We start from the raw sequence: 9640 nt of genomic DNA on the forward strand, positions 1-9640 counted from the left end.
GGTGGTGGTGATTACCAGGAGCTCTTGGTCACGCCGGGCAGCTCGCCGCGGTGCGCCATCTCCCGCAGGCAGATACGGCACAGGCCGAACTTGCGGTAGACGGAGCGGGGGCGGCCGCAGCGCTGGCAGCGCGTGTAGCCACGCACGGCGAACTTCGGCGTGCGGGACTGCTTGACCTTCAGACCGGTCTTCGCCATGTCAGTTCTCCTTGTACGGGAAGCCGAGCAGCTTGAGCAGCGCGCGGCCTTCGTCGTCGTTGGTGGCCGTGGTGACGACCGTGATGTCCATGCCCCGGCTGCGATCGATCTTGTCCTGGTCGATCTCGTGGAACATGACCTGCTCGGTCAGGCCGAACGTGTAGTTGCCACGGCCGTCGAACTGCTTCGGCGACAGGCCGCGGAAGTCACGGATGCGCGGCAGCGCGAGCGTCAGCAGGCGGTCGAGAAACTCCCACATGCGGTCGCCACGCAGCGTGACGTGCGTGCCGATCGGCATGCCCTCACGCAGCTTGAACTGCGCGATGGACTTGCGGGCCTTGGTGACCTGCGGCTTCTGGCCGGTGATGGCCGTGAGGTCCTTGATGGCACCCTCGATGAGCTTGCCGTCGCGGGCCGCCTCACCGACGCCCATGTTGACGACGATCTTCGTGAGGCCGGGGACCTGCATGACGTTGTCGTACTCGAACTGCTCGCGCAGCGCGGGCAGGATCTCCTCGCGGTACTTCGCCTTCAGGCGAGGCCCGGTGGTGGTGTCGGCCATGATCAGATCTCCTTTCCGGTCTTGCGGCTGATGCGGGTCTTCTTGCCGTCGACGACGCCGGAGCCCACCTTGGTGGTGGTCTTGCCGTTGTCGGTGTCGACGACGAGCATCACGTTGGAGGCGTGGATCGGGGCCTCGGCGGTGATGATGCCGCCCTCGGCTCCGGTCTGGCCGGCCTTCGTGTGCTTCTGGACGCGGTTGACGCCCTCGACGATCACGCGGTCGGACTCGGCGTTGACGGCGATGACCTTGCCCTCGACGCCCTTGTCCTTGCCGGCGATGACCTTGACCTGGTCACCCTTGCGAATACGAGCCATGTCAGAGCACCTCCGGAGCGAGCGAGATGATCCGCATGAACTTCTTGTCGCGCAGCTCGCGGCCCACGGGGCCGAAGATGCGCGTTCCGCGCGGGTCACCATCGGTCTTGAGAATGACGGCGGCGTTCTCGTCGAACTTGATGTACGAACCGTCCGGACGACGGCGCTCCTTCACGGTGCGCACGACGACCGCCTTGACGACATCGCCCTTCTTGACGTTGCCTCCGGGGATCGCATCCTTGACGGTGGCGACGATCGTGTCGCCGATACCGGCGTAGCGACGACCGGAGCCACCGAGAACGCGGATGCAGAGGATCTCCTTGGCACCCGTGTTGTCGGCGACCTTGAGTCGCGACTCCTGCTGAATCATCTGTCTCTCACTTCGCCTTCTCGAGGACCTCGACGAGGCGCCAACGCTTGGTGGCGGACAGCGGGCGCGTCTCCGACAGGAGCACGCGGTCGCCGATGCCGGCCTCGTTGGCCTCGTCGTGAGCCTTCAGCTTGATGTTGCGGCGCAGCACCTTGCCGTACAGCGGGTGCTTGAAGCGCTCCTCGATGCTGACGACGATGGTCTTGTCCATCTTGTCGCTGACGACCAGACCCTCACGGATCTTTCGCGACGAGCGCTCGTTGCTCACTTCGTTGTCCTTCGTGCTCATGCCTTCGCCCCCTCGTTCGGCAGCGGCTCGATGATGCCGAGCTCGCGCTCACGGATGACCGTGTAGATGCGCGCGATGTCCTTGCGCACCGTGCGCAGACGCGCGGTGTTGTCGAGCTGACCGGTGGCGTTCTGGAAGCGCAGGTTGAACAGCTCCTCCTTCGCCTCCTTCAGCTTGTCGGCCAGGTCGCCGGCGTTGAGGTCGCGGAGTTCTGCGGCGTTGCTTGCCATCACAGGTCTCCTGTCTCGCGGGTGATGAAGCGTGCCTTCATCGGCAGCTTGTGGATTGCGCGGCGCATCGCCTCACGGGCGACCTCTTCGGTGACACCGGAGAGCTCGAACATGACACGGCCGGGCTTGACGTTGGCGACCCACCACTCGGGCGAGCCCTTGCCCGAGCCCATGCGGGTCTCGGCGGGCTTCTTGGTCAGCGGACGGTCCGGGTAGATGTTGATCCAGACCTTGCCGCCACGCTTGATGTGGCGGGTCATGGCGATACGGGCCGACTCGATCTGTCGGTTGGTCACGTAGTGACCCTCGACAGCCTGGATGCCGAACTCACCGAACGCGAGCTCGGTGCCGCCCTTGGCCATGCCGCGGCGCTTGGGGTGGTGCTGCTTGCGGTACTTGACGCGACGAGGCATCAACATCAGGACTCAGCTCCTTCGCTGGCCGCAGGCGCTGCGGCAGCCGCGGGGGCGGCGTTCGCAGCAGCGGGCGCGGCGTCACGAGCGGGGCGGCGTCCGCCACGCTCTCCACGACCGGGACGACGGCTGCCGGGAGCGGCGGCGCGACGGGCCTGCTCGGCCTCGCGCTCGGCGCGGGTGCCGGCGACCTCACCCTTGTAGATCCAGACCTTCACGCCGATGCGGCCGAAGGTCGTCTTGGCCTCGTAGAAGCCGTAGTCGACGTCCGCGCGCAGCGTGTGCAGCGGGACGCGACCCTCGCGGTAGAACTCCGAACGGCTCATCTCGGCGCCGCCGAGACGGCCCGAGCACTGGATCCGGATGCCCTTGGCACCGCTGCGCATCGTGGTCTGCATCGCCTTGCGCATGGCACGACGGAACTGCACACGACCCGACAGCTGCTCGGCCACGCCCTGCGCGACGAGCTGGGCGTCCATCTCGGGCTGCTTGACCTCGAGGATGTTCAGCTGGACCTGCTTGCCGGTCAGCTTCTCCAGGTCGCCGCGGATGCGGTCGGCCTCGGCGCCACGGCGACCGATCACGATGCCCGGACGGGCCGTGTGGATGTCCACCCGGACCCGGTCGCGGGTGCGCTCGATCTCGACGCGGCTGATGCCGGCGCGGTCCATGCCCTTGGTCAGCAGGCGACGGATCTTGACGTCCTCACCCACGTAGCTGGAGTACAGCTTGTCGGCGTACCAACGGCTCTTGTGATCCGTGGAGATGCCCAGGCGGAAACCGTGCGGGTTGATCTTCTGACCCATGTCAGTTGCCACCCTTCTTCTCATCGGTTGCGGGTTCGACGACCACCGTCAGGTGGCTCGTGCGCTTGAGGATGCGGTTGGCCGCACCCTTGGCGCGCGGGCGCCAGCGCTTCATCGTCGGGCCCTCGTCGACCAGGACCGTGGTGATGACCAGGGTCGAACGGTCCAGGCCCTCGGTGGTCTCGGCGTTCGCGGCGGCCGAGTCGACCAGCTTGTAGAAGTTCTCGGCCACGGCCTGCGGCTGGAACTTCAGCATGGTCAACGCGTCCTCGACGCGCGAGCCGCGGATCAGATCAGCGACACGGCGCGACTTCTGCGCGGTGACACGGACGTAGCGTGCGATCGCGAAGGCGCCGGGGCGGTCGCCCAGCAGGCGCTCGCGGCGCAGGCTCGTGTTGTCGCGGGTGGTGGCACTCATCGGCGCTTCGCCTTCCGGTCGTCCTTCTCGTGGCCCTTGAACGTGCGGGTGGGAGCGAACTCACCCAGCTTGTGGCCGACCATCGAGTCGGTGATGAACACGGGCACGTGCTTGCGGCCGTCGTGCACGGCGATCGTGTGTCCGATGAAGGACGGCAGGATCATCGAGCGACGCGACCAGGTCTTGATGACGTTGTGGGTCTCGGCCGCGTTCTGAGCGTCCACCTTCTTCTCGAGGTGGCCGTCAACGAAGGGACCCTTCTTCAAACTACGAGGCATCTTTTTCTCCAGGTCCTCTCTCAGCGACCGCTCTTGCGGCGGCGGACGATCATCTGGTCGCTGGCCTTGCGCTTGCGCGTACGGCCCTCGGGCTTGCCCCACGGGCTGACCGGGTGACGGCCACCGGAGGTCTTGCCCTCACCGCCACCGTGCGGGTGGTCGATCGGGTTCATGGCGACGCCACGGACGGTCGGGCGCTTGCCCTTCCAGCGGTTGCGGCCGGCCTTGCCCCAGTTGATGTTCGACTGCTCCGAGTTGCCGACCTCACCGATCGAGGCGCGGCAGCGGACGTCGACGTAGCGCATCTCGCCCGAGGGCAGACGCAGCTGGGCGCGCGAGCCCTCCTTGGCGACGAGCTGCACCTTGGCGCCGGCCGAGCGGCCCATCTTGGCGCCACCGCCGGGACGGAGTTCGATCGCGTGGATCGTGGTTCCGACCGGGATGTTGCGCAGCGGCAGGTTGTTGCCGGGCTTGATGTCGGCGCCGGTACCGGCCTCGACGGTCATGCCCTGCGTCAGGCCCTCGGGGGCGATGATGTAGCGCTTCTCGCCATCGGCGTAGTGCAGCAGCGCGATGCGGGCGGTGCGGTTCGGGTCGTACTCGATGTGAGCGACCTTGGCCGGCACGCCGTCCTTGTCGTAGCGCTTGAAGTCGATGATGCGGTAGGCGCGCTTGTGGCCACCACCCTGGTGACGGGTGGTGATGCGGCCCTGGTTGTTGCGGCCACCCTTCTTGGGCAGCGGCTGGACCAGCGACTTCTCGGGCGTCGTGCGCGTGATCTCGGCGAAGTCCGCCACGCTCGAGCCGCGACGGCCCGGCGTGGTGGGCTTGTACTTGCGAATAGCCATGTCTCAGTCAGTCCTTCAGCTCGGGCTCGAGAAGATGTCGATGCTCTGACCCGCGGCGACGCTGACGACGGCGCGCTTGGTGTCCTTGCGCTTGCCGAGGCCGTTGCGGGTGCGGCGGGCCTTGCCCTTGCGGTTGATCGTGTTCACGCCCGTGACCTTGACCCCGAAGATCTCCTCGACGGCGATCTTGATCTGGGTCTTGTTGGCGTCCGGGTGGACCACGAACGTGTACTTGTTGTCATCGAGCAGCGCGTAGCTCTTCTCGCTGACGACGGGCGCGATCAGGACGTCACGCGCGAAGGTTCCGTGGTTGGACATCAGTTCTCCTCCTGAGCCTGGTCGCCACCGGCCGCGGTGAAGCCAGCGGCCTCGGCGGTCTCGGCGGAGTCGAACCAGACCTCGGCATCCGTCTGGTCGTACCACTGGCCGTCGGGCGTGTGGTACTTCTTCGAGCCCTCGTTGCCCTTGATCTCGTGACCCTTGGGCGCGTTGCCGCTGGCGAGCGGAGCCTTCGAACCCGGGCCGTACGGCTGGGTCTTCGTGGCGCCGGCCTTGGCGTCGTCCGCGGCGGCAGCCGGGGCGGCCTTCGCGGCAGGAGCCTTGGCGGGCTTCGCGGCCGGGACGTCGGAGTCGACGGCCTGGCTGAGCTTGACCGTCTCGACACCTTCGGCGGAGCGAGCCGCCACGAACGCGTCGAACGCGGCCTTGGTGAAGATGATGTCGTCGGCCAGCAGCACGTCGTACGTGTTGAGCTGGTCGAACGTCAGCAGCGCGATGAACTCGGCGTTGCGCAGGCTCTTGACCGTGTTCGTGTCGTCGCGGTCGATGACCACGAGCACACGGGCGCGGTTGCTGAGCTGGCGCACGGCGGCGAGCGCGGTCTTGGTGGACGGCGCGTCGCCGGTCACGAGCGAGTCGACGACGAAGAGTCGTCCACTACGGGCCCGGTCGGTGAGGGCGCCACGCAGCGCGGCGGCCTTCATCTTCTTGGGCGTGCGCTGCTCGTACGAGCGCGGCGTGGGGCCGTGCACGACGCCACCACCGGCGTACTGGGGCGCGCGGATCGAGCCCTGACGGGCGCGGCCGGTGCCCTTCTGGCGGTACGGCTTCTTGCCGCCGCCACGAACCTCGCCGCGCGACTTGACGTCGTGCGTGCCCTGACGGGCAGCGGCGAGCTGGGCGGTGACGACCTGGTGCATCAGCGGAATGCTGACCCGGGCGTTGAAGATGTCGACGGGCAGGTCGACGTCGATCGTCTGTGCCATGTCGTCAGGCTCCCTTCGCAGCGGAGCGGATGACCACGAGCGCGCCCTTGGCCCCGGGCACGGCGCCCTTGACCAGGATCAGACCGCGCTCGGTGTCGACCGCGTGGACGGTGAGGTTCTGGGTGGTCACGGTGTCCGTGCCCATGTGGCCCGCCATGCGCAGGCCCTTGAAGACGCGACCCGGGGTGGCGCAGCCACCGATCGAGCCCGGCTTGCGGTGGTTGCGGTGCGCGCCGTGCGAGGCGGACACACCGGCGAAGCCGTGACGCTTCATGACGCCGGCGAAGCCCTTGCCCTTGCTGGTGGCGGTCACGTCGATCTTGTCGCCCGCGGCGAAGATCTCGGGCGAGACCTCCTGGCCGACGGTGAAGTCGGCGACGGCCTCGGTGCGGATCTCGACGACGTGACGACGCGGCGTGACGCCGGCCTTCGCGAAGTGACCGGACTGCGGCTTGTTCAGCTTGCGTCCGTCGATCTCGCCGTAGCCGAGCTGGATGGCGCTGTAGCCGTCCGTCTCGCGGGTGCGGATCTGGGTGACGACATTGGTCGAGGCCTCGAGGACGGTCACCGGGATGACCCGGTTGTTCTCGTCCCAGACCTGCGTCATGCCGAGCTTGCGACCGAGGAGGCCGCGCGCGGTGACAGTGCTGCTGATCATGTGCGTACTCCCCTCAGAGCTTGATCTCGATGTCGACACCGGCCGGGAGGTCGAGTCGCATGAGCGAGTCGACGGTCTTGGGCGTCGGGTCGATGATGTCGATGAGCCGCTTGTGGGTGCGCATCTCGAAGTGCTCGCGGCTGTCCTTGTACTTGTGCGGCGAACGGATGACGCAGTACACGTTCTTCTCCGTCGGCAGCGGCACGGGACCGGCGACCTTGGCGCCGGTGCGGGTCACGGTGTCGACGATCTTCTTCGCCGAGGAATCGATGACCTCGTGGTCGTAGGCCTTGAGCCGGATACGGATCTTCTGTCCCGCCATGCTCTCGCTCGTCCTTTACGTTCGTCTTCGTTCGCTGGTCCCCGGGTTTGGGGGCCAGCATGCTCCCTGCTCCATTCCCCGAGGTCGGGCGTGTCGCGACGCTGGACGCGCGCAAGTTCACACACTTCTCGAGTTAGGTGGTTGGACCGGCTCCGCGTCGCGAGGCGACTCGACTGGCCGGACAACATGGACTCGGGGTCGGCCGCTGCGTTGAGCCAGGCGTGAGTTCCTGACCGCAGGAGCCACCGCGACCATGTCGGGGCAACCTGACCATTCTGACAGACTCCCCGGGCCGAACACAAATCGGGTTCTCACGGTCCTCGTGTGCCGTCCGCCACGTTCGCCCGGTCGGCCCTCAGCGGTGTGCGTGGCCCTCAGGCTCCACGTGGCCCGCAGGCTCAATCTGGAAGGTCGAGTGCGCCACGTCGAAGTGGTCGCTCAGGCACGCCGTGAGCCGATCGAGCACGCCGTGGGCCTCCCCCATGTCCGTCACCGTCTCGTCGACCACGACGTGGGCGCTCATCACCGGCATCCCGCTGGTGATCGTCCAGACGTGGAGGTCGTGGACGTCGACCACACCGGCCACGCCGAGGATGTGCTGGCGCAGCTCGTCGAGGTCGACGTCGCGGGGACTGGACTCGAGGAGAACCTCGGCGACGTCGCGCAGCAGCGACACGGCTCGCGGCACCACGAGTGCCGCGATCACGAGAGAGGCGATCGGATCGGCCACGTGCCACCCGGTGCTGACGATCACCACCGCCGACACGATGACGGCGACCGACCCGAGCGCGTCGCCGAGGACCTCGAGGTAGGCGCCACGCACGTTGAGGCTCTCGCGCGCCCCGGCCCTGAGCACCAGGAGCCCGACGATGTTCACGACCAGGCCGACGGCACCCGCCGCCAGCACCGGTCCCCCGTCGATCGGCGGCGGGTCGTCGAGCCGGCGGACGGCATTGAGCGCGATCACCGCGCAGATGCCGAGCAGGATCAGTCCGTTCGCGCCGGCGGCGAGGACCTCGGTCCGGTGCACTCCGTAGGTGTGACGGGCACCTCCGGGACGCTGCGCGACGGCGATGGCGCCCAGCGCCAGGACGAGACCGACCGAGTCGCTCAGCATGTGTCCGGCATCGGCCAGCAGCGCCAGCGACCCGGTCATCGCGCCCACCACGACCTGGACCACCAGGACCAGCAGCGTCAGGCCGAGCACCGCCAGCAGCCTCCCGCGGTGCCTGACGCCTGCCCCGTGCGCGTGGTCGTGCCCCATGCCCGCAGGCTACCGGGCGACCCGGAGCGGACAGACGAAAGAACCCCCGGGACCGAAGTCCCGGGGGTTCCTCACGCAGTGCGTGTCAGATCAGATCACTTGTTGATCTTGGTGACACGGCCGGCGCCGACGGTGCGGCCGCCCTCGCGGATGGCGAAGCGCAGGCCCTCCTCCATGGCGATCGGCTGGATCAGCACGACCGACATCTCGGTGTTGTCGCCGGGCATGACCATCTCGGTGCCCTCGGGCAGCGTGACGACGCCGGTGACGTCCGTGGTGCGGAAGTAGAACTGCGGACGGTAGTTGTTGAAGAACGGCGTGTGACGGCCACCCTCCTCCTTGGACAGGATGTAGACCTGACCCTCGAACTCCGTGTGCGGCGTCGTCGAGCCGGGCGCGATGACGACCATGCCGCGCTCGACGTCCTCGCGCTTCGTGCCACGCAGCAGCAGGCCGACGTTCTCGCCCGCCTGGCCCTCGTCGAGCAGCTTGCGGAACATCTCGATGCCGGTGACCGTCGTGGTCTGCTTGTCATCACGGATGCCGACGATGTCGACCGTGTCGTTGACCTTGACGATGCCGCGCTCGATACGACCGGTGATGACGGTGCCACGACCGGTGATCGTGAAGACGTCCTCGACCGGCATGAGGAACGGCTTGTCCGTCTCACGCGGGGGCAGCGGGATGTACTCGTCGACCGCGGCCATGAGCTCGAGGATCGACTCGGCCCACTTGGCGTCGCCGGTCAGGGCCGGGTGGGCCGCAACCTTGACGACGGGCACGTTGTCGCCGTCGAAGTCCTGCTCGTTGAGCAGCTCACGGACCTCGAGCTCGACGAGCTCGAGGATCTCCTCGTCGTCGACCATGTCGCACTTGTTGAGCGCCACGACCATGGCCGGCACGCCGACCTGGCGGGCGAGCAGCACGTGCTCACGCGTCTGCGGCATCGGGCCGTCGGTGGCGGCGACCACGAGGATCGCGCCGTCCATCTGAGCCGCGCCCGTGATCATGTTCTTCACGTAGTCGGCGTGGCCGGGGCAGTCGACGTGCGCGTAGTGACGATCTTCGGTCTGGTACTCGATGTGAGCGATCGAGATCGTGATGCCGCGCTGCTTCTCTTCCGGAGCCTTGTCGATCGAGTCGAACGGCGATGCCTCGTTCAGGTCCGGGTACTTGTCGTGCAGAACCTTGGAGATCGCAGCCGTCAGCGTCGTCTTGCCGTGGTCGATGTGACCGATGGTGCCGATGTTGACGTGCGGCTTGGTCCGCTCGAACTTCGCCTTCGCCACTGTTGTCCTCCTGGTGGACTTGGTGTTGATACGCCACCGGCCGGGAGCCAGGTGTGGCGTCTGTGGTGGGTTACTGCGTTGTGATCACGAAGAGGAGGGGGTGAGAGTACCCGC

The 9640-nt window shown here is 67.3% G+C and carries 17 protein-coding genes; all 17 read right to left on the bottom strand.

Going from position 1 to position 9640, the window contains the following annotated elements; genetic code table 11:
• Positions 1–11: 11 nt before the first annotated feature.
• The 17 genes from RT323_RS05115 to tuf all read right to left on the bottom strand — a co-directional run bounded on the left by RT323_RS05115 (position 12) and on the right by tuf (position 9526).
• Positions 12–197, bottom strand: coding sequence for a type Z 30S ribosomal protein S14 (locus RT323_RS05115; protein ID WP_313405580.1), 186 nt, complete (start codon positions 195–197; stop codon positions 12–14).
• Between the two features lies 1 nt (position 198).
• On the bottom strand, positions 199–759 hold the full coding sequence (rplE, locus tag RT323_RS05120; RefSeq protein WP_313405581.1) for a 50S ribosomal protein L5: 561 nt from the start codon (positions 757–759) through the stop codon (positions 199–201).
• A gap of 2 nt (positions 760–761) precedes the next feature.
• The gene (gene rplX / locus RT323_RS05125) at positions 762–1076 is read right to left on the bottom strand and encodes a 50S ribosomal protein L24 (RefSeq protein ID WP_313405582.1); all 315 of its coding nucleotides are present in this window, start codon (positions 1074–1076) and stop codon (positions 762–764) included.
• Position 1077: 1 nt separating this feature from the next.
• Positions 1078–1446, bottom strand: coding sequence for a 50S ribosomal protein L14 (gene rplN, locus RT323_RS05130; protein WP_087624392.1), 369 nt, complete (start codon positions 1444–1446; stop codon positions 1078–1080).
• Between the two features lie 7 nt (positions 1447–1453).
• On the bottom strand, positions 1454–1735 hold the full coding sequence (gene rpsQ, locus RT323_RS05135) for a 30S ribosomal protein S17 (RefSeq protein WP_313405586.1): 282 nt from the start codon (positions 1733–1735) through the stop codon (positions 1454–1456).
• Entirely contained in the window at positions 1732–1965 is a 234-nt protein-coding gene (gene rpmC, locus RT323_RS05140) for a 50S ribosomal protein L29 (RefSeq protein ID WP_313405588.1), read from the bottom strand. The genes rpsQ and rpmC overlap by 4 nt, the downstream gene beginning before the upstream one ends.
• The gene (gene rplP / locus RT323_RS05145; protein WP_181754450.1) at positions 1965–2384 is read right to left on the bottom strand and encodes a 50S ribosomal protein L16; all 420 of its coding nucleotides are present in this window, start codon (positions 2382–2384) and stop codon (positions 1965–1967) included. Before rplP ends, rpmC begins: the two co-directional genes overlap by 1 nt.
• Positions 2384–3184: a 30S ribosomal protein S3 gene (rpsC, locus tag RT323_RS05150; protein WP_313405592.1), complete on the bottom strand. Its 801-nt coding sequence runs from the start codon at positions 3182–3184 to the stop codon at positions 2384–2386. The genes rplP and rpsC overlap by 1 nt, the downstream gene beginning before the upstream one ends.
• A 1-nt stretch (position 3185) precedes the next feature.
• Positions 3186–3602 (bottom strand): 50S ribosomal protein L22, encoded by a 417-nt coding sequence (rplV, locus tag RT323_RS05155; protein ID WP_313405594.1) that lies wholly within the window; start codon positions 3600–3602, stop codon positions 3186–3188.
• Complete coding sequence (gene rpsS / locus RT323_RS05160; RefSeq protein WP_078699126.1) at positions 3599–3880, bottom strand: 30S ribosomal protein S19; 282 nt, start codon at positions 3878–3880, stop codon at positions 3599–3601. Before rpsS ends, rplV begins: the two co-directional genes overlap by 4 nt.
• A 20-nt stretch (positions 3881–3900) precedes the next feature.
• Positions 3901–4728 (bottom strand): 50S ribosomal protein L2, encoded by an 828-nt coding sequence (gene rplB, locus RT323_RS05165; RefSeq protein ID WP_313405599.1) that lies wholly within the window; start codon positions 4726–4728, stop codon positions 3901–3903.
• 15 nt (positions 4729–4743) lie between these two features.
• A complete protein-coding gene (gene rplW / locus RT323_RS05170) occupies positions 4744–5046 on the bottom strand; it encodes a 50S ribosomal protein L23 (protein WP_313405601.1) in 303 nt (100 codons plus the stop codon).
• A complete protein-coding gene (gene rplD / locus RT323_RS05175; RefSeq protein WP_313405602.1) occupies positions 5046–5993 on the bottom strand; it encodes a 50S ribosomal protein L4 in 948 nt (315 codons plus the stop codon). The genes rplW and rplD overlap by 1 nt, the downstream gene beginning before the upstream one ends.
• 4 nt (positions 5994–5997) lie before the next feature.
• A complete protein-coding gene (gene rplC, locus RT323_RS05180) occupies positions 5998–6651 on the bottom strand; it encodes a 50S ribosomal protein L3 (protein ID WP_313405604.1) in 654 nt (217 codons plus the stop codon).
• 13 nt (positions 6652–6664) lie between these two features.
• Positions 6665–6973 carry a 30S ribosomal protein S10 gene (gene rpsJ / locus RT323_RS05185; RefSeq protein ID WP_078699131.1) on the bottom strand — a complete coding sequence of 103 codons (309 nt, stop codon included), beginning with the start codon at positions 6971–6973 and terminating at the stop codon, positions 6665–6667.
• A 355-nt stretch (positions 6974–7328) separates the two neighbouring features.
• Entirely contained in the window at positions 7329–8237 is a 909-nt protein-coding gene (locus tag RT323_RS05190) for a cation diffusion facilitator family transporter (protein ID WP_313405608.1), read from the bottom strand.
• A gap of 95 nt (positions 8238–8332) precedes the next feature.
• Positions 8333–9526, bottom strand: coding sequence for an elongation factor Tu (gene tuf, locus RT323_RS05195; protein ID WP_313405610.1), 1194 nt, complete (start codon positions 9524–9526; stop codon positions 8333–8335).
• Between the last annotated feature and the right edge of the window lie 114 nt (positions 9527–9640).

The organism is Aeromicrobium sp. (genome assembly GCF_032084975.1).
Taxonomy (GTDB): domain Bacteria; phylum Actinomycetota; class Actinomycetes; order Propionibacteriales; family Nocardioidaceae; genus Aeromicrobium.

Coding starts and splice junctions, on each gene's coding strand:
- RT323_RS05115 (WP_313405580.1), bottom strand. CDS start 197: ATGGCGAAGACCGGTCTGAAGGTCAAGCAGTCCCGCACGCCGAAGTTC.
- rplE (WP_313405581.1), bottom strand. CDS start 759: ATGGCCGACACCACCACCGGGCCTCGCCTGAAGGCGAAGTACCGCGAG.
- rplX (WP_313405582.1), bottom strand. CDS start 1,076: ATGGCTCGTATTCGCAAGGGTGACCAGGTCAAGGTCATCGCCGGCAAG.
- rplN (WP_087624392.1), bottom strand. CDS start 1,446: ATGATTCAGCAGGAGTCGCGACTCAAGGTCGCCGACAACACGGGTGCC.
- rpsQ (WP_313405586.1), bottom strand. CDS start 1,735: ATGAGCACGAAGGACAACGAAGTGAGCAACGAGCGCTCGTCGCGAAAG.
- rpmC (WP_313405588.1), bottom strand. CDS start 1,965: ATGGCAAGCAACGCCGCAGAACTCCGCGACCTCAACGCCGGCGACCTG.
- rplP (WP_181754450.1), bottom strand. CDS start 2,384: ATGTTGATGCCTCGTCGCGTCAAGTACCGCAAGCAGCACCACCCCAAG.
- rpsC (WP_313405592.1), bottom strand. CDS start 3,184: ATGGGTCAGAAGATCAACCCGCACGGTTTCCGCCTGGGCATCTCCACG.
- rplV (WP_313405594.1), bottom strand. CDS start 3,602: ATGAGTGCCACCACCCGCGACAACACGAGCCTGCGCCGCGAGCGCCTG.
- rpsS (WP_078699126.1), bottom strand. CDS start 3,880: ATGCCTCGTAGTTTGAAGAAGGGTCCCTTCGTTGACGGCCACCTCGAG.
- rplB (WP_313405599.1), bottom strand. CDS start 4,728: ATGGCTATTCGCAAGTACAAGCCCACCACGCCGGGCCGTCGCGGCTCG.
- rplW (WP_313405601.1), bottom strand. CDS start 5,046: ATGTCCAACCACGGAACCTTCGCGCGTGACGTCCTGATCGCGCCCGTC.
- rplD (WP_313405602.1), bottom strand. CDS start 5,993: ATGGCACAGACGATCGACGTCGACCTGCCCGTCGACATCTTCAACGCC.
- rplC (WP_313405604.1), bottom strand. CDS start 6,651: ATGATCAGCAGCACTGTCACCGCGCGCGGCCTCCTCGGTCGCAAGCTC.
- rpsJ (WP_078699131.1), bottom strand. CDS start 6,973: ATGGCGGGACAGAAGATCCGTATCCGGCTCAAGGCCTACGACCACGAG.
- RT323_RS05190 (WP_313405608.1), bottom strand. CDS start 8,237: ATGGGGCACGACCACGCGCACGGGGCAGGCGTCAGGCACCGCGGGAGG.